This window comes from Streptomyces sp. Ag109_O5-10 (genome assembly GCF_900105755.1).
Lineage (GTDB): Bacteria > Actinomycetota > Actinomycetes > Streptomycetales > Streptomycetaceae > Streptomyces.
On sequence record NZ_FNTQ01000001.1, the window covers coordinates 6,454,166 to 6,476,353 of the forward strand.

Below are 22,188 nucleotides of genomic sequence, written 5' to 3' on the forward strand. Positions count from 1 at the left end.
GGGCGGTCGGGTCGGTCGGAAGCCCGGTGCCGCTCGGCACCGCGCGAGCTCTACTGTCTGAGGTCGATCGTGCGGACCGGCTGCCCTGTCGTGCGGGCGATGGTTTCGAAGTCGCGGTCGTAGTGGAGGAGGGTGAGTCCGGCTTCCTCGGCCGCGGCGGCCACGAGGAGATCGACGGGGCCCGCGCTGCGGTGTTCTCCCTTGGCGGTCAGTTGTCCCTGGACGATGCGTGAGCGGCGATAGACGCCGTCGAGCATGGGGCACCAGGCGTAGTGGGCGTCGAGGGCCGCTCGGTGAGGTCGCAGATCGCGACGAGGCCGGCGGCGATCCTGTCGTCCCATTCCACGGTGTTCTGACGGAGCAGGACACGGGCGAGGGCGGAGGTGTCGATGAGGTGGTCGGCGACGGTCACCCGTCCGCTCCGGTACCGTGGTCGTCGGTTGCCGAGTCCGCGCCCCTGGGGCGGTACGCGCGCTTGTCCAGCAGCAGATCCATGTCGAGGGCGCCGTCCGCCGCCGGTTCGCGGGCTTCTTCAAGAGCGCGCAGCCGCCGGTAGCGGGCCGTGACCTCCCGCAGAGCGGTGTTGATCGTGTCGCGCTTGGTGGTGGTGCCGAGTTCTTCGGCTGCTTCTTCGTGGTGGTTGCGGAGTGGTGGGCGGACACCGTCCCTCAACGGCTCCGGTGCAGGGGATGGCGGGCCCTCGGCAGGACGGTGCGCCCCGCCGTACGCGGCCGGGGCGCACCGGACGGGTCAGCGGACCGGCAGCACGGCGGTGTGCTCCTCGCGCACGGCCTTGAGGGAGCGGGGGTCGAGACCGAGGAGGCTCAGGATCGTCGGCGCGATCTGTTTGGTCTGCACGTCCGCCGAGTCGCGCACGCCGTCCGGGACGGAGGCGCCGGACACGACGAGGGGGACGTCGAGGTCGTCGGAGTGGCCGCCGCCGTGCTCGGCGATCTTCTTGGTGCCGCCGGTGTAGACGACGCCGTACTGCGCGACCCCGAAGAGGTCGGGGACCCGGGCGTCGCCGGCCTTGACGTGGAAGTGGTCGGCCGCGGCCCGGCCTGCGTAGACCTTGCTGAGCCCGCTGCGGGTGTAGGCCTTGGGCACGGCGTTGATGTCGGTGCCGGTGCCGCTCTGCGCGAGCAGGTACTTCTCGGCGAAGGCGGTGGCGGCCGCGGAGCGGTCGGAGAGCCACAGCAGCATGGCGTCGTCGTCCACCGCGTGCGTCACCAGGTCGGCGGCGCCGGGGTGCAGCTTCTTCCAGGCGGCGTCGAGGCCGTCCAGCAGCGGGCCGTCGTCGACGCGGGTGAGCGCGGCGGGGTCGGTGGGCGACTGGCCGTGCTTGGCGGAGAGGATGACGGTGGTGCTGCCGGACAGGTGCCGCTTGCGGATCTCGGCGGTCAGGGCGCCGATCTCCGTGTTGACGAAGTCCAGGTTCTTCACCAGCAGCGGGCCCGGGACGTTCTTGGCGCTGTAGCCGCCGGTGAGACCGTCCGAGGCGGGCAGCTTCTGCGCGGTGGAGACGGACTGGAAGTTGAGGCCGAAGACCGCCGGGGTGCCGACCTTGTGAGACCGGCTGTGGTCGTAGCCGTCGATCTCGTTGAGGACGGCCCGCACCTTGTAGCCGTCGTACTGTTCGGTGGCCTTGTTGTCCTTGGTCCAGTCGTCGCCGGTGGCGTAGCCGAGGGCGTCGCTGTTGATCTCCGGGGTGAACAGGTCCTGTACGCCGGTGCCCGAGGGGCCGTTGAGGATCTCGTAGGCGGCGTGCTTGTCGGACCAGGCGGTGCGCAGACCTGCCTGGCGGGCCACCTCGAAGACCGTGTTCACCTTGAGGTACGAGTGCGGGTAGACCGGCTTGCAGGTCTTCGGGTCGACGGGCAGCTTCGACGCGTCGATCAGGGTCTCCGGGTGGCCGGTCATCGACAGGATGCTGTCCGGCAGGCCCGTGAGGCCCTGACCGGCGTCGATGGAGGCCTGGTTCTTGTCCAGGTCCTCGGTGAGGTCCACCTCGGCCCCGGGCTTGACGCCCTTGCAGCCGGTGGTTCCGGCCGGGAGAAGCGCGGCGTTGTAGGTGTCGTCGTAGTAGACGCCGGTGGTGCCAGGGCTGCCGCCGGTCGCCTGGGCGACCATGCCGGGGAAGGAGTCGGACGGCGTGGTGGTCCTGGCGTGGGTGTACTCCACGCCGCCGCCGACCAGCCGGGCCAGTGCGGACTTCGGGTGTCCGGCGACGTACCAGGCCAGGTCCGACTGGTGCAGGCCGTCGACGGAGATCAGCAGGACATGCCTGGTGGCGGCCCGGTGGGGGGAGGCGGCGAACGCGGAGGGCTGGGCGGCGGTCACGCCGGCCAGGACTCCGGTGGCGGCTAGGACGGCCGCGGATCTGACGTGACGTCTGGACATCTGGTGTCTCCCGGGTGTTCGGGGCGTGCTGCGAGTGCCGGGCTCATCAGAGTCGCGCTTTGTGTACCGGAACCGGCGCAGCCGTGAACAGCCCCGGAATGGGCGGTCGGGGCTTCACCAAGCAGGTCTGGTTTTCCCCAAGAAGGAGGGCGTGCGCTACCTCGGGCGGGCCGGATGACCGGAGCCGACAGGTCGCGGGCCGGGTGCGGAGAGTCCAGGGCGCGGTGCCGCGCGGCTGCGCGCGGTCGACGTTCGTGCCGCTCCGGACCGCCGATCCGGCGGCCGTGGGTTCGAGTCCCGCCCGCGGCGGCAGGCGGGGACCTCGTCGGGAATCCCGTCTGCGGACGTCGTTCCACGTCTTGAGCCAGGTGCGGGGACCGTCGGAAGGGCTCGGAAGGCGCGTCCCGTACGGTCGTCAGAGCCGCCGCAGTCCGGCCAGCACCCTCTCCATCAGTGCCTGGGTCGGGACGTCGCCGGCGGCGGTGGCCGTCTCGTGGACGGTGATCATCCCGCGGTCCGCCAGGTCGCCGAGGAGGACCTTGGCCACTCCCAGCGGCACCGCCACGAGCGCCGCCACCTCGGCCACCGACCGCGGTTCCCGGCACAGGTCGAGCACCGCGCGGTCCCACTGCGCGGCAGCGCCCTGGACGCCCTCCGGACCGGCGGCGGTGACCAGGGTCTCGACCTCGAAGTGGTGGTGAGAGCTGGTCCGGCCGCCCGTCCACACGTAGGCGCGGACGAAGGCCGCCGCCTTTCCCGGCTCCGCGCTCTCCGGGTCCTCCGTGGCCTGCAGGTGGCCCGTCCGTGCGTCCGGCTCGTTCGGTGCGTCCGGTGCGTCCGGTGCGTCCGGCGCGTCCGTCTCGGCGGCAGGCGGCGGGGTGGCCTCGTCGTCGTCCCGCGCCGTCGCCTGCCGCCGCGTGTCACCGGTGCCGGAGGTCTTCCGCCTGCGTCGTCCGGTCCCGAAACTGAACGCGTTGAGCACGTCGGCGAAGGTCTGCTCGTCCTCCGCGTCCTGGTCTCTTCGAGGGCCGGGCGGTCCTTCACCGGTGCTCATGGTCTCCTCGTCCGGGCTAGCGGGCCGCGGCCTGCTGGAACTGCTGCAACTCGGTGCGCAGTTCCGGGGTCAGCAGCTCGCCGACCTGGTCGACGAGCACGGTCATCTCGTAGGCGATCTGACCGATCTCGCAGTCCGGAGCGGCCAGGGCGACCAGACAGGACCCGTCCCGGACGGTCATCAGCAGCATGTTGCCGTGCTCCATCTGGACCACGGTGCGCAGCGCCTTCCCCGTGTCCAGGCAGTCGGCGGCGCCCTGGATGAGGCTGACGGCACCCGCCGCGACGGTGGAGAGCTGCTCGGCACGGTCGCCCGGCAGCTGGTCCGACGCGGTGAGCAGCAGTCCGTCGGCCGAGATCACCACGGCGTGCGCCACATGGGGAACGCGTTGCGTGAAGTTGGTGACCAGCCATCCGAACTGGCTCACCTCCGGGGACTGGGGTGAGGTCATGGCTTTTTCCTGCCCGTTTCCGATGAGTTGTGCGTCTGGTCCGGCTGCGTCCGACGGATGCCCGACTGGTAGCTGCTGAGGAAGCTCTGGGCGCGGCCGGCCTTCGTGCCCGCGGTGCCCGCCGTGCCCGCGGCCGTCCCGTCCCCGGCGGCGGACCGCTCGGGGCCGGCCGGCGCGGACCGGGTGCGCGGAACCCTTCTGGGCAACCCGGCCTGCGTGACGCCGGCCGCCGGCCGCTCGGGCTCCTGCGCGTCGCGCCCGGCCGCCGGTGGCGCGGGTGCGGGTTCCGTCGTCGTGGTCACGGCGAACCACGACGGGGTCGCGGCCGGTTCTCGGGGCGCGCCGTCGTCGTCCGCCGGGGCGGGCCCTGTCGCGGCCGGGGCGGGCGCTGTCGTCGTCGCGGCGGCGGCGGACGGCCGTCGCGGCGGGTGTGACGCCGTGTCACCGGGTTCCCTGCGGCCGCCACGCCTCCGGATCGGCAGCGCGCCGGCGGGGGGTTCGGACGTGGTGTCCGGCTGGTCCGGGCGGGTCGTCGGCGCCTGCGCCGTGACCAGCTTCGCCGGTACCCGTACCCGTGCCCGCAGTCCCTTGACGCCCGGCTGCGCACTCAGGCTGACGGTGATGCCGTGCCGGGCGGCCAGGCGGCCGACCACGAGCAGGCCGAGTTGCCGGGACGCGGGCGTGTCCGCGGCGGTGCCCGTCGCCACGCGCCGGTTGGACCTGGCGAGCTCGCCGGCGCTCATCCCGATTCCCTCGTCCTGGATCTCGATCAGCAGCGAGCCGTCGTGCTCGCGGGCGCCGCCGACGACCACCTGGGTGTGCGGCGGGGAGAACGTGGTGGCGTTGTCGAGCAGTTCGGCTACCAGCCGCCCCAGGTCACCGGCCGCGTACCCGATCACGTCGGCCGGCGGGCCGGGCCGGACGAGCACGCGCCGGTAGTGCTCGATCTCGGAGACCGCGCCCCTCAGCACGGTGTCCACCGCCGCACTCCGGGAGGAGCGCACCAGGGTGCCGCCGCACAGGATCATCATGTTCTCGTTGTTGCGCCGCATCCGCGTCGCGAGGTGGTCGAGCGTGAAAAGGCTGGCCAGTTGCTCCGGGTCCTCCTCGTGCCGTTCGAGCTGCTCCATCAGCCGCAGCAGCCGGTCCACCAGGCTCTGGCTGCGCCGGGAGAGGTTGACCAGGGTGTCCCTGAGGTCACCGCGCAGCGCGGCCTGCTCCGCCGCCAGCCGCACCGCCTCGGCGTGCACCGTGTCGAAGGCTCTGGCGAGCTGGCCGAACTCCTCCGTGGTGTGCACCGGCACGGCGTCGACGACGGTGTCGGCCTTCCGCCCCTCCCGCATGTTCTCGACCGCGGCGGGCAGCCGGTGCTCCGCCACGTCGAGTGCGGTCGAGCGCAGGACGGTCAGCGACCGCAGCAGGTGCCGGCCGATCCCGAGACCTATGGCAAGTGCGAGCAGCAGCACCGCGAAGAGGATGACGGACGCCAGACCCGCCTGGTCGCTCGTTTGGTCCTGCATCCCGGCCGACGTGGTCCGCATGGTGCGCAGGAAGCCGTCCGCCGCCTTGTCGACGAGAGCGCCGGTGGTCTCCGAGTCGCGGTTCCAGCGGTCGACCGGGACGCGCAGCGACGTGGTGGCGTTCTCCTGCGCCGCCGGCTCCGATAGCGCGGCCAGCGCGTCGCTCACCACGTGCGCGCGCCTGCTGACGGCCGGTCCGGTGACCGTCCGCCGGTAGCCGCTGAGCTCCGCGGGGGTGGCCACGGCCCGGAAGGCGGCGAGGCTGTCCCGCAGGCGCAGATCGGCCTCCTGCAGCGCCTTGAGGAGCGCCGGGGCCGCAGGACGGCTCCGGCCGGCGGCCAGCAGCAGGATCGCGTGTTCCAGGTGGATCTGCTCCTCGGCCTCCTCCAGGCCGTACAACGCGGTTGCCGATCTGGTGAGTTCGGGGCTGATGAACCCGCTGCCGAGTGCCCGGTCCAGATCGAGCAGTCCCGTGATGATCGTGCCGTAGTCGCCGAGCGCGGTCCAGGGACCGATGCCGTCCGACGCCACCTGCGCGCGCAGGGCGGGCAGGCGGGCCAGCAGGCCGACGGCGTCCCCGTAACGATTCGCCGCGACGCCCGTGAGGGAGACGCTCCGCCGCTCCGTGCGGGCGACGGCGGTCCGGGCGCTGTCGACGCTCCGCGTCTGCTGCCGCAGGCCGGCGGGATCGTCGACGGCGCCGGCGGTGTCGGCGCTCAGCAGTTCGACGGACATCGTGCGTTCCATCTGCAGGGCCTGCAGCAGCGTCCGCAGCTGACCGCGCATCCTGACCAGGCGTTGCAGGTCCGCGTAGGAGTTGGCGCGGGTGACGTCGTCATGGATCTGCACGACCCCCAGGCCGACGGCGAGCAGGGCGGGTACGAGCAGCACCGCCGTCAGTTTCACGAGAAGCCGCCAGTTCCGCCACTGCACGAGCGAAGCCCACAGTGACGGTCGTACTGGAGGCGTGGTCGTATGCCCGGCCGCGGTCACGATATGAACTCCGTGCTCGAAACAGCTTGCTTGCAGGGACGCGGTGGAACCGAGGTGAGCTTAGGGCAGCGGAGCAAACGGCAACAATGCCGTGCCCCGGCCGCGCCGCCGGCGCATCAAACCGTTACTCACACGTTCTCCGGATTTCGTGGGCCGGTCGGTGACGCCGTGCGGTTGCGGGGCGCTTCGGCAACTCCTGGGCAAAAAGAAGATCAAACGGCCTTCGGCTCGCGACTTCCCGGCGCAGGGAACTTCTCGTGGCGTCGAATGGGTGAACGATTCTCGGGGGTGCGCCGGGACACCCGTGTGGGTATCGCTGCTCAACGCCGGGCCGTTGGGTGTTGGTTGACGGTACGCGGTATCTCACTACACTCTCCACCGCCCGGGGGCCACGGTCCGCTGCTTCCCTCGCTCGTCGCAGGAGAGCGTCCGTGTGCCCTCCTGCCCGCATCCCAGGAACGAGGAACGTGACCAGACCGGTAGGGGCGCCCGCCGCCGAAGTGTCCGAGCGGCCTGCCGGGCGGGAGTTCACCGGGCTCCGTCAGGAGGGCGAGCCCGATTACTCCGCGATTCAGCAGAGCGAGGAGTTCGCCCGGCTGCGCAGACGGATTCGGTTGTTCGTCTTCCCGATGAGTGCGCTCTTCTTCTGCTGGTACCTGACGTTCGCTCTGCTGTCGGCATATGCCCACGGGTTCATGAGTCACAAAGTGACGGGCGAAATCAACATGGGCACCGTTCTCGGCCTGATGCAGTTCGCGTCCACCGTCGCGATCGTCCTGACGTACCGGCATTTCGCCGCGAAGAAGCTCGATCCGCAGGTCGACAGGATCCAGGAGCTGGCAGGGGGCGACAAGGAATGACACAGCAGATCGCCGCCGGCCCGACCGGCAGCCCCGCACTCAATCTGAGCGTCTTCCTGGTATTCGTCGCCATCACTCTGTTCATCGTCTACAGGGTCACCAACAGAAACCAGACGGCATCCGACTACTACGCGGCGGGCAGCGCCTTCACCGGTGCGCAGAACGGCATCGCGATGTCCGGGGACTTCCTCTCCGCCGCCTCCTTCCTGGGAATCTCCGGGGCGATCGCCGTCCATGGTTACGACGGGTTCCTCTACTCCGTCGGATGGCTCGTCGCCTGGCTGGTCGCCCTGCTGCTCATCGGGGAACGACTGCGCAACACCGGGCGGTTCACCATGGGCGACGTGATGGCCTTCCGTATGAGGCAGCGTCCGGTGCGGGCCGCGGCGGCCAACGCGACCCTGGTGATCACGTTCTTCTACATGCTCGCCCAGATGGCCGGTGCCGGCGGGCTGGTCGCCCTGCTGCTGGACGTGCACACCAGGGGCGGACAGGCACTCCTGATCAGCGGCGTGGGCGTCGTCATGCTCCTCTACGTGCTGGTGGGCGGGATGAAGGGCACGACCTGGGTGCAGATCATCAAGGCCGGCCTGCTCCTGGTCTGTGTGACCTTCATCAGCGTCTTCATCATCGGCAAGTTCGGATTCAGCTTCTCGGCGCTCCTGGAACAGGCAACCCACAACAGCCCGTTGGGCGAACGGCTGCTGGAGCCGGGCAGTCTGTACGGCCACAACGCGACGAGCCGGCTCGACTTCGTCTCGCTGGCCCTGTCGCTGGTGCTGGGCATCTCCAGCCTGCCGCACGTGCTGATGCGCTTCTACACCGTGCCCGACGCCAAGGAGGCACGCAGGTCGGTGGTGTGGTGCTCCTGGTCGATGTTCACGTTCTACCTGGGCATCCTGGTGGTCGGTTACGGCGCCACCGCCCTGGTCGGTTCCGACGCGATCGTGCACGCCCCGGGCGGGGAGAACTCCGCGGCGCCCCTGCTCGCCTTCCATATCGGCGGGGTCGTGCTCCTGGGCGTCGTCTCGGCGGTGGCCTTCGCGACGATCCTGGCGGTGGTGGCCGGTCTGACCCTGGCCGCCTCGGCCTCGTTCGCCCACGACGTCTACGCCAACGTGATACGGCGCGGTAGCGCAGATCCCCGGTCCGAGATCCGGGTGGCCCGCCTGACGGCGGTCGTGGTCGGTCTGCTGGCCATCGTCGGCGGCATCGTGGCCGACGGCCAGAACGTCGCCTTCCTCGTGTCGCTGGCCCTGGCGCTCGCCGCGTCCGCCAATCTGCCGACGATGCTCTACACGCTGTACTGGAAACGCTTCAACACCTCGGGGACGCTGTGGAGCATCTACGGCGGGCTGGTGTCCTGCCTGGTGCTCATCGTCCTCTCGCCGGCCGTCTCCGGTACGCCCACGTCGATCGTCAAGAGCGTCGACTTCCACTGCTTCCCGCTTATGAATCCCGGCGTCGTGTCGATTCCGCTCTCCTTCGTGTGCGGATATCTCGGCACCGTGTTGAGCAGACGTCCCGCGGATCCGGACAAGCAGGCGGAGATGGAAGTCCGGGCGCTGACCGGGATCGGCGCCCGGCGGTAGCCGACCGCGGCGGGACCGGCGCGTGCTGTGCCTGCCGGAGGTCCGCCGCGCTGTCCTCGGGCCGCCCGTCCGTGGGCGGCCGGCGCGTCACACCACCTTGCCGGGTGCCCCTGCCCTTCCCTTGTGCCCGCGGTGGCCGTTGTGGCCCTCGTGGCCGTCCCTCCCGTCGATTCCGTCTCTCCCGGGGCGGCCTGGCCTGCCGTTCTTGCCCGGCGGTCCGGAGGGGCCGCGCGGGCCGGGGGGACCGGAGGGGCCCGGCGGGCCCGAGGGGCCGGGGCCGGCGTAGTAGCTCTGGAGGTCGACGTTCTGCGTCCACATGTCGTCGATCTGCATCTGATGGACGACGAGTGCGGCCGACTGCGCGACGAGCGCGGTGCCCAGAGCGGCGCCCAGCACCAGAGGGCGCCACGGTCTGCGCAGCAGTTCCCTTACGTTTCTCACAAGGTCTCTCACGCTGTGTGACGAGCGAAAAGTGCGGATGGCAAGGAGCCGGAGACGGCGGTCCTTCTCGTGGGACGACGCGGGCGGCGTCCGGCTCTGCGCCGGGGCGCTGTGGAGGACTGGGCCCGGGACCCCGTCCTCGGGGGTCCGACTCGCGTTCACCGGGTCTCGGTCGGCCGTGGAGTGGCTACGGCGTTCTGCCCGTCCCTGCCGTCCTTGCCGTCCTTGCCGTCCTTCCCCTGCCTCCCGTCAAGTCCGTTCGTGCCGTTCTGCCCGTCCTTTGCCGTCCCTGCCGGGCGGACCGACGGGGCCGGACGGACCTTCGGGGCCGGGCGGGCCCGACGGACCGACCTCGACCTGGTGTCCCTGCAGATCCATGTGCTGCGCCCGGAGAGAGTCGATCTCCGAGTCCTGGACGATGAGAGCGGCCGACTGTACGACGAGCGCGGTGATCAGCGCCGCGCGGAGAACAAAGGGGCGCTGCGATCGCAGCATTTCGTTTACGCTTCTCACTTCGTTCCTCACGCTGTGTGACGGCGAAAGTGTAGAGGCAGAGATGTCGAGGAAAGCGGAACTTCGCGTGTGGTGTCTTTGCCGACGACATGGACGGACGAACGTCAGGGCCGTCTCGGCGCCTTCCAGCCGGCAGCTGTCGCGCGGTGCTTGGTATGACGGTTAAAAGAGACCGGAGGAAAGGGCCATGACGAAAGGGCCGTGACCAAAGGGCGATGACGAAAGGGCGATGACGAAAGAGCGAGAGGTGGTGTGCGTCCCGCCGTGCGCCCCGGCGGATGTCGTCCGGGCCGTCGGTGCGGCGACGGCGCCGTTCGACCACAACCGTGATGTCGGAGCCGCGATCCGGACGTCGAGACCTGGTGGGACCACTGGCAGATCGACGGAGGGTGTACCGGGCCGTCCGCCGGCGGTATTGACCGGCTACTCCTCGGGCTCCCAGGCGATCAGCTGCTCGAACACCTGCTGGTCGCCCTCGATGTTCAGGTCGCTCGGCGTGAGGCGGCCCCAGACGAAGAGGAGCAACTGCTCGGCCGTGTCCGTGGCCGAAGCGGAGGCGGGTGCGGCGTCGTCCGTGAGGGGCGCGGGCCAGGCGCCGGTGCCGCCCAGCGTGAGTCGATCAGTCGCAGCAGGGCGGAATACTCAAGACTCTCTGTCACATCGCCTACCTACCAGCCCAGTTCGGCCGGCCGCTCCCTATTTTTTCCGGCGGATCCGCTCTCGATGATCGAGCGATGACCGCGCGCGGTTCGTCCGGCGCGGCTTGACAAAGCGGGACGCCGTTCCGGATAGTAATCGGGACAGTGTTCCGTTTCGCTTGGCTGCGACCGGACGCAGAAGGGAACCGCTCGTCATGAGTGCATCCACCGACACCGCCGGCGCCGACCGAGGCGCCGTCGTCTCCGGCCCGCCCGCTCCCGTCCTCTCGTACAGCCCGGTGACTCTGCCCGTGCCCGGACGGCCCGTGGACCTGGAGGTCCGTGTCTCCGTGCCCGTGACCGGGACCGGCCTGCCCGTCGTCCTGCTCTCCCACGGGCACGGCGGCTCCAACAACCTCTCCTCGCTGAACGGGTACGCGCCCCTCGCCAACCTCTGGGCGGCCGCCGGTTTCGCCGTCGTCCAGCCCACCCACCTCAGCTCGCGGACCCTGGCCCGGCGGCTCGCCGACGCCCCCGGGGCCCCCTTCTTCTGGCGCTCGCGCGCCGAGGACATGAGCCGCGTCCTCGACCGGCTCGACGAGATCGCGCACACCGTGCCGCAGCTCACCGGGCGCCTCGACCACGACCGGATCGCGGTCGCCGGCCACTCCCTCGGCGGCCACACCGCGAGCCTGCTGCTGGGCGCCCGGACCACCGACCCCGGCACCGGGGCGGAAGTGGACCTGCGGGACCCCCGGATCAAGACGGGCGTGCTGCTCGCCGCACCCGGCAGGGGCGGCGACGTCCTCAACGGGTGGATGGCCGACAGAGTGCCGTTCTTCCACGGCACCGACTTCTCCACGATGACCGCCCCCACCCTGGTCGTCGCCGGCGACAAGGACGACTCCCCGCACTTCACGGACATCGGCCCCGGCTGGCACGCCGACCCCTTCCACCTAGCCCCCGCCCCCAAGACCCTGTTCACCGTGTTCGGCGCCGAGCACCTGCTCGGCGGCATATCGGGATACGACGCCGGCGAAACCACCGACGAGAACCCCGAGCGCGTCGCCGCCCTCGGCCACCTCACCGCGGCCTACCTGCGCACCCAGCTCCAGTCCGACCCTTACGCCTGGCAGAAGGCGTGCGAGGCGCTGACGACCGGAACCGCCCCGGTGGGACGGGTCGAGTGCAAGTAGGCCGCCAGGGGGGAAGGTGAGGCCAGTTTGTTTGATGGATTGTCAAATAACGTGTGAGAAAAGGTCGTTGGCGATCGCGTCAGGGCAACGGAACAACGTACGCGTTCCAATTCCGCGGTGTAGCTTCTACCCGTCAGTAGACGCTTGAGCAACGGGGGACGCGTGGTTGCCTCTCCGCATACCGAGAAATTCGCCGCCCGTCTTCGGATGCTGAAGGACCGCAGCGGCCGAGGATACGACCGCCTCGGCAAAGAGGCGGGTGTCAGCGGTTCCAGTCTGCACCGGTACTGCTCCGGCCTCAGCGTCCCGGTGGACTACCGCGTGGTGCACGCCTTCGCCAAGGTGTGCGGCGCCGACGCGGAGGAACTCCGCGAACTCCACCGGCTGTGGGCGCTGGCGGACACCGACCGGGACGCGCCGGCGCCCGCGGCTGCCGTACCGGAGGATGCGGCCGTACCGGAGGACGCCGCCGTACCGGAGGATGCTGCCCTGCCGGAGGACGTCACCCCGCCGGAGATCGGGCGGAGGCGGCGGTTCCGGGTGCCCGACAAGCTGTCCCCGCGGGCCGCGGTCCTGGCCGCCGTGGTCGTGGTGGTGCTGGTGGCCGGCTTCATGTGGCTGCCCGGCAGCGCTCCCGACGGTGCCGCGTCGGCGTCCGGTGACAGGGTGCTGGACTCCCCGGCCTGCAAGACCGTGAGCATGGGGCAGCACGACGCCTGCGTGCGCGAGGTGCAGACCCTGCTGGCCCGGGCGAAGGGCAAGCTCGCCGTCGACGGCGACTTCGGGCCGGAGACCCTGCGCAGGGTGACCGCGTTCCAGGTGCTGGCGGGGCTGCCGGCCACCAACGTGGTCGACGACGCCACCAAGAGGGCTCTCTACGCGCAGCGGGTGAGGATGACGACCTGGTCGGGGGCCAGGGTGGCGCAGCGGATCCGCGAGGTGTTCACCGAGGATCCCGGCACCGCCGTGGCCGTCGCCCGCTGCGCGTCGTTCCTCGACCCGCTGTACGTGCTGCCCAACACCAACGGCAGCCGCAACTGGGGTGTGTTCCAGATCTCCGACGCCCGGCTGCGGGACCTCGACGGCACCCCGTTGCGGGCGTTCGACCCGGACTGGAACATCAGGGCGGCCCACCGGCTGTGGAGCGTCCGGCACGACTTCCACGACTGGCCCTCCTGCGAGGCGGCGCTCAAGACCACGCCGGTGAGCACACCGAAACAGTGAAGCCCGGAGCTCCGGGTACCGAAGCGGCGGTACCCGGAGCTCCGCTCCCCCGGGAGCGGCGTCAGACGGTGCCGTCCTCCCACCACCAGTCACGGCCGAGGTCGGCCCTGCTGTCCACGTGCTGGTGGTCGACGGTGTATGTCTCGAGGCCGGAGAACCCGCAGGTCTCCGCCTTCTGGTAGACGGTCTTGGTGGCCACCCCGGGCACGTCCAGGTCGGCGGCCGTCCCGTACAGGTGCATGCTGTCGCTCGCCCCGCCGATCTCGGCGTTGTGCGCGATGCTGCGGAAGCCGGAGTTGACGGTGATCGGCTTGTCGCCGAGCTTCTTGCGCAGCGCCTCCAGCTTGTACATGCAGCGGCGGACGTTCTCCTTCACCTGGGAGGCGCTCAGCTTGCCGCCGTTGAAGGTGCCGTCCGACTGGTTCACGAACTCGCTCCAGTTGAAGTGGAGCGTGGAGCCGTCCGACTGCTCCAGCGAATTGAGCTTCGCCTGGGTGTTGGGGCCGACCTCGGCGTCGACGCTGAGACCGTACGCCGCCTGGAACCGGCGTACGGCGGCGGCCGTGCCGGAGCCGAAGTCCCCGTCGATGCTCACCCGGCTGTGGCCGGCGCTGTCCGCCGCCCAGCCCGCGATCCGGATCTGCAGTTCGGTCACGTCGGCGCCGGTGGCGCCCTGGGTCAGCGTGCGCGACCAGGAATAGGCCTGCGCGGTGCCCGAGAACAGCAGCTGGCCGAAGGCTATGCCGGCGCCGGCGGCCAGCGTGCCGCGCAGCATGGTGCGGCGGTCCAGGGGACGGGAGGAGAAGGTCATGGTCGTCCTTTCGAGCGTGCGAGGAGGTCAGTAGGCGATCTGGAACGTCACGTTCTGCGCGTCGATGTCGTAGGCGTGCACGCGCAGGACGAAGTGGGTGCCGTCCTTGACGTCGGTGGCGACGGTTCCCCACTCGGTACCGTGCGTGGTGTACGCGTCGTCGTTGTTGCACTTGGTGGTGTGGTCGACGAACACCACGCACGCGTCCAGGTACACGCCCGGCTCGTCCGTGATGAGCCGCAGGTTGATGTCGTTGCACCGCGAGGACGTGGTGTAGGTGCCGTACTCCTTGGCGGCCGCCTGGTAGTGGTACGTCAGGGTCTTCGCGCCGCCGTAGCAACTGGTGGCGGTGGCCGAGGCGATGGCGGCGGTCGAGGTCTGCGCCGAGGCGGGCACGGCGCCCACGCCCAGCAGGGCGGCCGCGGCGCACAGGGCGGAGGCGAGCGTTCTGTTGCGGATCATGGTGGTCTCCCTACGGCCGGCGGGTCAGAAGGCGATCTGCATGACGGCGTCGTCGCCCTCCAGGGGCACGCCGTTGGGGACGGTGAACTTGGTGCCGTCGAGCACGTCGGTGGCGATGGTCGTCCAGCTGCGGCCGACCTTGGTCCAGCGGTTGCAGGTACCGGTCTTCGCGAACTTGACGCAGGCGTTCACGTAGTCCGCGGTTCCGCCGGTGACCCGCATGTTGATGTCGGTGCAGCGGCTGGTGGTCCAGTAGGGGCCGAAGTCGAGGACGTCCCCGTAGCGCACCGTCACCGCCCCGCCGTAGCAGGTCGTCGCGGCCGCGGCGACGACGGACGCCGTCGCGGTGCCGGTCCGGTTGGCCAGCCGGTCCAGGTCGGCCTGGGTGCCGTTGAACACGTCGGCGGTCGCCGGGGCCTTGATGCCCGGGAACAGCGCGGCGTCGGTGTACTGCCACATCGCCCAGGTCGTCGAGCCGTTCGGCAGCGGCGGCTGGGTGATCGACTGGCGGTAGTCCGCGAGTTGCAGCGGATACCGGGCGAAGGCGGTGGTCGAACCGAGGCAGTCGTCCAGGAAGGACTTCTGCGTGTAGATGACCGGGGTACGGCCGAAGGCGGCCTCCACCTTGTCGAGCCAGGCCTTGGCGTCGGCCACCGTGCCGTAGGTGGGACAGCGTCCGGTGCCGTCGTCCATGCGCTCCAGGTCGAACACCGGCGGCAGGTCGCCCGCGCGCTGCCCGGTGTAGCCGGTCGCCCGCACGGCGGCGATGAACCGGTCGGCCTGCGCGCCGCCCGTGTCGGCCGCGGTGCCCGTGTAGAAGTGGTAGGGCGCGACGGCGAGTCCCGCCGCCCTGGCCGCCGGCAGGTCGGTGGCGAGGTACTCGTCGGTGACGTTCAGGCCGCGGGTGGCCTTGATCGTCGCGAACTCGACGCCCGAGGCCCGTACGGCCTTCCAGTCGATCGGCGCGCCGCCCGGGTGCTGGTACTTGGCCGTGTCCAGGCCGTCGACCGGGTAGCCGGCGGGGCGCGGTGGTGTGCAGTACGTGTTACGGCCGGACCAGTCGGCCAGCTTCGCCCAGGTGTTGGGGCCCACGACGCCGTCGGCACTGAGGCCCGCGCAGTGCTGCAGCTCGACGACGCGGCCCTCGGTGCCGCCCCCGAAGTCGCCGTCGATCGTCAGCGGCGGGTAGTGGAACGGCTCCATGGCCAGGTTGAGCCGGCACTGCAGCTCCTTGACCTCGACACCGTTCGCGCCCTTGCGCAGGGTCGGACGCGTGTCGGTGTGACCGCACACGGCCGCCTGCGCCGTGGCCGAGGTGCCCTGGGTGGGGCAGGTGTGCGGTGCGGCGGCCCAGGTGTTGAGCGCCGCCCAGGTCTGCGGGCCGAGCACGCCGTCCGCGCTCAGCCCGGCGCACGCCTGGAACTCCTTGACCCGCGTCTCCGTCGCCGGGCCGAACGAGCCGTCCGCCGCGATCGGCGTGTACCGGCTGGGTTTCGTCGCGAGGTCGAGTTCGCACTGCGCCTCGACCGTCGGGTCCCCCGTCGATCCCTGCCGCAGCGTGGGCTGTTCGCCGGTGTGCCCGCAGACCGCGACCGCGGTGGCGGCGGCCGTGGCCGTGGTGGCGGTCGCGGTCTGGGCCGCGTGCACCGCCGTGGGTCCGTACAGGGGCAGGACCGCTGCCACGGCGAGGGTCAGACCCCGCAGTAGCGTCCTCCGTCCCATCTGTGTTCCCCCTCATGTGAGTTGGCCGGGAGCCCCCGGCCCGGCCATGCTGGCAGCGGCCGTCCCGCGGGCCGGAGCCCCTCGCCCCGGTTCGGGACGCCGGGACGGTGACACGCCGGTGACCTGCGGGGACGGACGGCCGCTGGGACGGCCTTGGGACACGGGCGGCACAGGGGGAGGACGCGCGGGGCGCAGCGGGACGGCGTGACGGCTCCGGCCGTCGGTCCCGCGGGGTTCAGCCCGATGGCGGGGCGGTTCAGCGACCCGCTCCCCGATGCTCCGGCCGCCCTGAACGCGGTGGGAACAACAGGGCAACCGTGACGGTCCCCCACATGTCTAGCCGGTGTGACGCAGCATCAGGACCCGCCGTCCGGAGGCGGCGGGCCGTCGATCCCGAGAGGGGATTCCATGCGCATCCGTCCGGCCGTCGCCGCCGTGTCCCTTGCCACCGGCCTTTCCGCCCTTGCCGCGTCGGCGGCTCCGACAGCCGCCCTGGCGGCGGACCGGGCCGCGCCGAGCGGCACGGTGTTCTCGCACGTCGCCGTCGACGGCGGCAAGGACATCGTCCTCGGCCTCACCACCAAAAAGACCGTCACCATCACCTGGACGGCGACCGACCCGGACGGCGTCGCCGCCTCCTACGCCTACCTGTGGCACGGCCCGAACACCGACGACGCCGACGGCATCCTGCCGCTCTACCCGCCGCCGGGCACCTGCACGGTGTCGGCCACCGACCCCACCACTAGCACCTGCAAGGTGAGCTTCGCCGTGGACGCGGCCCGGGACCTCGACCACAACGGCCTGGCCGGCACCTGGAAGGTGCTCGCCGGCGCCCAGGACAACACCGACGACTGGACCGAGACCGACGCCGCGGGCACCGCCCGGATCAAGCGGCTGGCGAAGGTCACGGTGAACGCGGCGCCCGAGCCGGTGAAGAAGGGCAGAACCGTCACCGTCACCGGCAGGCTCGGCCGGGCGAACTGGGAGAGCGGCAGCTACACCGGCTACCAGGGGCAGTCGGTCAAGCTGCAGTTCCGCAAGAAGGGCAGTTACGCCTACACCACCCTGAAGACGGTCACCAGCGGCGCCGCCGGAGCGCTGCGGACCACCACCAAGGCCAAGGCCGACGGCTACTTCCGGTTCGTCTTCGCCGGCACCGCCACCACCGGCCCGGCCACGGCGGCCGGTGACTTCGTCGACGTCAGGTGACTGAGCACGGCGCCCCCGCGCGGGCCGGGAGGGGTCCCGGTCCACGCAGGGGCGGTTCGCCGGTTCGGCGGGTGGGGTGGGTCAGCCGAGCAGCTTCGTCGCCAGCGTCGAGGCGTTGTACGAGCCCCAGCCGGTGGTGAAGTCCCAGCCGGTGGCCGCGGAGTAGGCGCCGTTGCTGCCGCTGGTGATGTCGTGGAAGCCGGTGCCGCTCGCCCCGTAGAGGGCGGGGTTGGCGAAGCCGAGGTTGGCCTTGCCCGCCGCCGCGGCCTGCTGGTTGTAGAGGGCCGCGAACGCCGCCCACTCGGGGGCCGCGGCGCTGGTGCCGCCGACCGAGGACCAGGAGCCCTGCGAGTAGATGGAGACACCGGGGCTCGGGTTGGCGTGCGCCGAGACGTCCGGGACCTGGCGGTAGCCGCCGCCCGCGCTCTTCTGGACGGCCGTCTGCCAGCTCGGGATCTTGAAGACGGAGGACTTGCCGCCTCCGCCGCCGGACCAGGCCACCTCCTTGCTGAACGCGTTGGCGGAGGTCACGGTCAGCTTGGTGCCGCCGACACCGGTGACGTACGGGTCGCTGGCCGGGAAGTCGACGGAGGTGCCGCCGTCGCCCGCGTCGTCGGAGCCGTCGTCGCCGGAGGCCGCGTAGAAGCCGAGGCCCTCGGCGGCGCCCGCCTTGAAGACCGCGTCCACGGCGTTGATGTTGGAGGTGGTGCGGGCGGACTCGGCCGCGCCCCAGCTGATCGAGGTGGTCGGGATGCCGCTGTCGACGATGGCCTGGTAGGTGTCGACCTCGCCGGCGTCCGAGTTGGGCCCCTCGAAGACCGTCACGTTCGCCTTCGGGGCGATCGCGTGCAGCACCTCGATGTCCAGCTCGACCTCGACCTGGCCGTCGCCGAGCGCACCGGAACCGCCGTCGACCTTGGACACGGTCGGGGTGGGTGAGCCGAGGCTGTAGTTGTTGTCGTACTTGGTGATGTTGGACTGCTGGAAGCCGTCGAACTCCAGGAGCGCGATCTTCTGGCCGCTGCCGGTGTACGTGCCGGAGACGTTGTAGCCGCCCTTGAGCTGGGCCGGGGTGTAGCCGCCGCCGGGGCCGTTGTGGGGGGAGACGGTGTGCGGGGTCGCCTGGTGGTGCAGCTGGACGCGGTTGTTGAGGCCGGCCACGTCGCTGACGATGGCGGCGAGGGAGGACGGGAGCGTCGGCGCGCTGTCGTTGGCGTAGAAGGAGCGGCCCGTCGCCGAGTCCTTCCAGGTCGACAGCCGGGTGCCGAACGCCTTCTGCAGCTGGGCGGCGGTGCCGCTGGCGTCGACGAGCAGGTTGCCGGAGTGCACCTTGCCGACGGTGACGCCCTGGGAACGCAGGTAGTCCTTCAGCTGCTCGACCTCGGCGTCGGTCCGGCCGAAGCGGGCCGCGAACTGGCCCTTCGTCAGGTAGTGGCCGTAGGCGGCCGAGTGCGGGTCGCTGACCTTCGCTATGAAGGTGTCGAGGGCGCTGCCGCCTCTGGGCGTCAGGCTGATCGCCACCGATATGCGCCGGCCCGAGCCGACGTTGCCGGTGCGGGACGCGTCGTGCCTCAGGCCGGGCAGCACGTCCCCGGCGACGGCGGCCCGGGCGGTGTGCGGGGCGTCGGCCGCGTAGGCGGCGGGAACGACCGCCGTGATCAGCGCCGGCGCGGCGACCAGACCGAGCAGTTTCAGGCGTGACTTCACCGAGGTTCCTCCGGAGAGTGGGGGTGGGGAGTGGGGGGTGGGCAGTGTTCCGGAAGCGGAACGGGATCACCGTAGGAACTGCGGCCCCGCCCCCGTAAGCGGGGGAACCCTTGCGTCACGTGTTAACGGCCGGTGTCATGTCAACGGCGTGTGTCGAGCGGACGGGGGAGCCGGGCCCGCGCGACCTGACTCACCGTCACCGCCTGGGCGCTTGGGCCGGTTCGGTCGTCGTCGGTGGTGTCCGCGGACGCCGCGCCCGAGGCGATGACAGCGACCGCCATCGCGTGCGCCAGCGCGGTGCGGGAGCGGACGCCGACCTTGCGGTAGACCCGGGACAGCGTCCCCTCGACCGTCTTGACGCTGATGAACAGCTCGGCGGCGACCTCCCTGTTGGTCGCCCCGCCGCCGACCAGTTCGGCGATCCGCGCCTCCGTGGGCGTGAGGTCGGGCCCGCCCGCGCCCGCCTCGGCGCCGCGCTCCCCGGCTGCCAGCCGGGCCAGTTCGTCCCTGGCCCGGGCCGCGAGCGGGGCCGCGCCGATCCGGGTCGCCGTCTCCAGGGCCTCGGCGAGCGCCTTCCGGGCCGCGTTCCGGCGGCGGGCACGGCGCTCGACCGCACCGAGCGCGATCAGGGTGCGCACCAGCTCGACCGGGAGCGGCAGCTGGCGCAGCCGGTCGACGGCGGCGCGCAGCCGTACCTCGCCCTCCCGGGCCCGGCCGAGCCCCGCCTCGCGCAGCCCCTCCGCCCGGTCCAGCGCCGCGAGGACACTGCCGGGCGCCCCGTCCGGCACCCGCGCGCGGGCGTCGTGGAGCACCGCCCCGGCCTCCTCCGTCTCGCCGAGCACGACCAGGGCCTCGGCCAGGTCGCCGTACCAGTGCAGCAGCGGCGGGTCGGCGGCGCACATCGCCTCGCCGAGTTCCCGGACGCGTTGCAGCGCCTCGACCGCGGCCGCCGCGCCGCGCGGATCGCCGCCGAGGAGTTCGGCCTGCCCGAGGACGGCGAGGGCGCGCAGCAGGAACAGCCGGTCGCCGTCGGCCTCCGAGGCGCGGACCGCCCGTACGGCCAGCCGGCGGGCCTCCTCGACGGTGCCGCCCGCGGTCGCGGCGAGGGCCGCCGCGTACAGCGCCGGAGCCGTGTCGGCCAGGGCGCGCGAGCAGCGGGCCGCGGTGCGCAGCGCCTCCCGGCAGTGCCCGGCGCGCACCTGGATGCGGGTCAGCGCCACCAGGGTCGCGACGGTGTCCTCGGCCCCGGCCGGCTCCCCGGTCACGGCGAGCAGCGGGAGGACCTGGTCGCGGGCTTCGGTGACCCGGTCGGAGTCCAGGGCGAGGATCGCCCGCATCCGGATCAGCCGCCGGCTCTCCGGGCCGCGGGAACGCTCCGCCGGGAGCGCCGGGAGCGCCGGGAGCGCCGGGAGCGCCGGGAGCGCCGGGAGCGCCGGGAGCGCCGGGAGCGCCGAGAGCGCCGGGAGCGCCGGGACAGCCGGCGGTGCCGCGATCTGCCGTGTGCCGACCGCGGCTTCGTCGTGGACATGGCCTGTCGCGCAGTGCCGCGCGCCTGTGAAGGGCGCCGCCGGGTCGGGGTGGCCTTCGGCTGCGGCTTCGTCGTGGCTGGCCGCGCCCGCGCGGCGGCAGCCGCATGTGGGCAGGGGCCCAGCGCCCCTTCGGGGCGCCGAAAGCAAGGTCAGTGCCTCTGCCAGGGCCGTGTCGGCGGCGACCGGGTCACCGGCCAGGGAGCGCACCCGGGCCAGGGTCGCGAGGGCGTCGATCCTGGTCCCGGTGTCGCCGGTCGCGGCCGCCTGCCGGGCGTGCTCGGCCGCCTCCGTCAACTCCCCGCACAGCAGGCCCCGCACGGCGGCCCAGTGGTGCAGCCGGGCCTCGGAGTGCGGATCGCCGGCCGCGTCCCGCAGGCCGTCCGCGATCAGGTCCTCGGTGCCCTCCAGCGCCTGCCCGGCGCATTGCAGCAGGACCAGCCGGGCCCGCACCCGCTGCGCCGCCGAGCCGGACCGGGCGAGCACGGCCCCGGCGGCCTCGCCCGCCTCCTCGGTGCGCCCGGCGTCGCAGGCGTACTCGGCGGCGGCCAGCAGCCGTTCGGCACGTTCCGCCGGGTGGGCGGCCGGGGTGCGGCGGGCGGCGAGGGCGGCCAGTTCGAAGGCGGTGCCGGAGGCGCCGTCGTGGCGCGCGGAACCGGCCGCCGCCATCAGGGTGCGGGCCGTGTCCTCGTCCTCGTAGGGGTGGGCGAGCGCGAGATGGCGGGCCCGTTCCACCGGTTCGGGCACCGCGCGGGCCAGCAGCGCGTGCGCCTGCCGCCGCTCCTGCTCGGAGGCGTCGGCGTGCACGGCGGCCCGCAGCACGGGGTGGCAGAACCGTACGACCCCGTCGGCGTCGGCGGTCGCGATGCCGAGCCGTTCCGCCTGCGCGAGGCCGGCGGCCGGGTCCGGGAACCCGGCCGCCCGCAGCAGGGTGAGGCTGGGGCGGGCCGCGGCGCTCGCGACGAGGAGGGTGCGCCGCACCGGTTCCGGCAGCGTACGCGCCCGCTCCAGCAGGCGGGCGCGCAGCCCTGGGGGCACCGGCGGCAGCGCGCCGAACCCGGGGGGCGCCGGGGCGTGCCGGACGGCCCGCCCCAACTCCAGTGCGTAGTACGGGTTTCCGGCGGCGCTCTGCTCGACCGCCCGGAGCAGCGCCGGGGGCAGGTCGGCGCCCAGGCCGGTGCGGACCAGGTGGGCGGTCTCGCCGTCGGTCAGGGGCGGCACCGGGAGTTCGAGGGTGCCCGGCGGGCAGCAGTGCAGCCGCTCGGGCCGGCCGCCGTCCGGCACCCGCTCGGCGGCCAGCATCCGTATCCCCGGGGCGTCGAGCCGTCGTACGACGTGGGCGAGGACCTCGGCGGTCGGTTCGTCGAGCCACTGCAGGCCGTCGACGACCAGCAGGACGGGCCCGTCGGCCGCCAGGGCGCGCAGCGCGTCGAGGACGGCGACCCGCACGGCGAGCAGACCGCGGCCGTCCGCGGGCCGCCCGCCGCGCAGCAGGGCCGATCGCAGCGCCGCCCGGGGTTCCGGCGGCAGGTTCTCCAGCCGGCTCTCCGGAACCCGCGCGAACAGGTCGACCAGCCCGGCGAAGGGCAGCCGGGCGTCCGCCTCGGCGGGCGAGCAGTGCAGGACGGTCCCGGTCGCCGGGTCCGCGGCGAGGGCCGCCACGAGCGCGGTCTTGCCGATGCCGGCGGGCCCGTGGAGGAGCAGTCCGGGGCGGGCCGCCGCCTGGACCCGGGCGGCGTCGAGAAGCGCTCGGCGCCCGGTCAGTTGCATGTGTTCATGACAACCCGGGGGATCGGGTGTGTCAATGACGTTCGTCACCTCACGGCGGCGGATCCCCTGCCCGACATGGCCCAACAGGTCATGTCTTTC

The 22,188-nt window shown here is 72.2% G+C and carries 16 protein-coding genes, 1 tRNA gene and 2 pseudogenes; 6 read left to right on the forward strand and 13 right to left on the reverse strand.

What is annotated here, in order from left to right; genetic code table 11:
* Positions 1-50 precede the first annotated feature (50 nt).
* From BLW82_RS29440 to BLW82_RS29450, 3 genes and pseudogenes are all read right to left on the reverse strand, one after another.
* Positions 51-412: pseudogene (locus BLW82_RS29440) on the reverse strand (VapC toxin family PIN domain ribonuclease).
* A complete protein-coding gene (locus BLW82_RS29445; protein WP_093503349.1) occupies positions 409-672 on the reverse strand; it encodes an antitoxin in 264 nt (87 codons plus the stop codon). Before BLW82_RS29445 ends, BLW82_RS29440 begins: the two are co-directional and overlap by 4 nt.
* A 78-nt stretch (positions 673-750) precedes the next feature.
* The gene (locus BLW82_RS29450; protein WP_093503351.1) at positions 751-2,400 is read right to left on the reverse strand and encodes an alkaline phosphatase family protein; all 1,650 of its coding nucleotides are present in this window, start codon (positions 2,398-2,400) and stop codon (positions 751-753) included.
* Positions 2,401-2,626: 226 nt separating this feature from the next.
* Here BLW82_RS29450 and BLW82_RS44630 point away from each other — a divergent pair.
* A tRNA-Gly gene (locus BLW82_RS44630) sits at positions 2,627-2,709 on the forward strand.
* A gap of 106 nt (positions 2,710-2,815) precedes the next feature.
* Here BLW82_RS44630 and BLW82_RS29455 read toward each other — a convergent pair.
* From BLW82_RS29455 to BLW82_RS29465, 3 genes are read right to left on the reverse strand one after another with little or no spacing between them, the layout of a single operon-like run.
* Complete coding sequence (locus BLW82_RS29455) at positions 2,816-3,454, reverse strand: DUF742 domain-containing protein (protein WP_093503353.1); 639 nt, start codon at positions 3,452-3,454, stop codon at positions 2,816-2,818.
* Positions 3,455-3,470: 16 nt separating this feature from the next.
* On the reverse strand, positions 3,471-3,905 hold the full coding sequence (locus tag BLW82_RS29460; protein ID WP_093503355.1) for a roadblock/LC7 domain-containing protein: 435 nt from the start codon (positions 3,903-3,905) through the stop codon (positions 3,471-3,473).
* Positions 3,902-6,316 (reverse strand): sensor histidine kinase, encoded by a 2,415-nt coding sequence (locus BLW82_RS29465; protein WP_143063724.1) that lies wholly within the window; start codon positions 6,314-6,316, stop codon positions 3,902-3,904. The genes BLW82_RS29460 and BLW82_RS29465 overlap by 4 nt, the downstream gene beginning before the upstream one ends.
* A 569-nt stretch (positions 6,317-6,885) precedes the next feature.
* Between BLW82_RS29465 and BLW82_RS29470 the strand changes: the two genes are divergently transcribed.
* Together BLW82_RS29470 and BLW82_RS29475 are read left to right on the forward strand one after the other, a co-directional pair.
* Positions 6,886-7,278: a DUF485 domain-containing protein gene (locus BLW82_RS29470; protein ID WP_093503359.1), complete on the forward strand. Its 393-nt coding sequence runs from the start codon at positions 6,886-6,888 to the stop codon at positions 7,276-7,278.
* Positions 7,275-8,870, forward strand: a complete 1,596-nt coding sequence (locus BLW82_RS29475) for a solute symporter family protein (RefSeq protein ID WP_093503361.1) — start codon at positions 7,275-7,277, stop codon at positions 8,868-8,870. Before BLW82_RS29470 ends, BLW82_RS29475 begins: the two co-directional genes overlap by 4 nt.
* 87 nt (positions 8,871-8,957) lie before the next feature.
* Here BLW82_RS29475 and BLW82_RS29480 read toward each other — a convergent pair whose 3' ends face one another.
* Complete coding sequence (locus tag BLW82_RS29480; RefSeq protein WP_143063725.1) at positions 8,958-9,311, reverse strand: collagen-like triple helix repeat-containing protein; 354 nt, start codon at positions 9,309-9,311, stop codon at positions 8,958-8,960.
* A 936-nt stretch (positions 9,312-10,247) separates the two neighbouring features.
* A pseudogene (locus BLW82_RS29485) lies at positions 10,248-10,445 on the reverse strand (hypothetical protein); the annotation flags it as partial.
* Between the two features lie 232 nt (positions 10,446-10,677).
* On the opposite strand from BLW82_RS29485, the gene BLW82_RS29490 reads away from it, so the two are divergent.
* Positions 10,678-11,658, forward strand: coding sequence for an alpha/beta hydrolase family protein (locus BLW82_RS29490; RefSeq protein ID WP_093503363.1), 981 nt, complete (start codon positions 10,678-10,680; stop codon positions 11,656-11,658).
* 162 nt (positions 11,659-11,820) lie between these two features.
* Positions 11,821-12,882 carry a helix-turn-helix domain-containing protein gene (locus tag BLW82_RS29495; protein ID WP_093503365.1) on the forward strand — a complete coding sequence of 354 codons (1,062 nt, stop codon included), beginning with the start codon at positions 11,821-11,823 and terminating at the stop codon, positions 12,880-12,882.
* Between the two features lie 61 nt (positions 12,883-12,943).
* Here the strand turns inward: BLW82_RS29495 and BLW82_RS29500 are convergent, their stop codons facing one another.
* Genes BLW82_RS29500 through BLW82_RS29510 form a run of 3 tightly spaced genes read right to left on the reverse strand, consistent with a single transcriptional unit; the run spans position 12,944 to position 15,877 of the window.
* Entirely contained in the window at positions 12,944-13,693 is a 750-nt protein-coding gene (locus BLW82_RS29500; RefSeq protein WP_177233108.1) for a D-Ala-D-Ala carboxypeptidase family metallohydrolase, read from the reverse strand.
* A gap of 27 nt (positions 13,694-13,720) precedes the next feature.
* Positions 13,721-14,155, reverse strand: a complete 435-nt coding sequence (locus BLW82_RS29505) for a hypothetical protein (RefSeq protein ID WP_093503367.1) — start codon at positions 14,153-14,155, stop codon at positions 13,721-13,723.
* Positions 14,156-14,179: 24 nt separating this feature from the next.
* Entirely contained in the window at positions 14,180-15,877 is a 1,698-nt protein-coding gene (locus BLW82_RS29510; protein WP_093503369.1) for a GH25 family lysozyme, read from the reverse strand.
* 408 nt (positions 15,878-16,285) lie between these two features.
* On the opposite strand from BLW82_RS29510, the gene BLW82_RS29515 reads away from it, so the two are divergent.
* Entirely contained in the window at positions 16,286-17,086 is an 801-nt protein-coding gene (locus BLW82_RS29515) for a hypothetical protein (RefSeq protein WP_093503371.1), read from the forward strand.
* Between the two features lie 81 nt (positions 17,087-17,167).
* Here the strand turns inward: BLW82_RS29515 and BLW82_RS29520 are convergent, their stop codons facing one another.
* Together BLW82_RS29520 and BLW82_RS46090 are read right to left on the reverse strand one after the other, a co-directional pair.
* A complete protein-coding gene (locus tag BLW82_RS29520; protein WP_093503373.1) occupies positions 17,168-18,793 on the reverse strand; it encodes a S53 family peptidase in 1,626 nt (541 codons plus the stop codon).
* Between the two features lie 140 nt (positions 18,794-18,933).
* Entirely contained in the window at positions 18,934-22,089 is a 3,156-nt protein-coding gene (locus BLW82_RS46090; RefSeq protein ID WP_093503375.1) for a LuxR family transcriptional regulator, read from the reverse strand.
* Between the last annotated feature and the right edge of the window lie 99 nt (positions 22,090-22,188).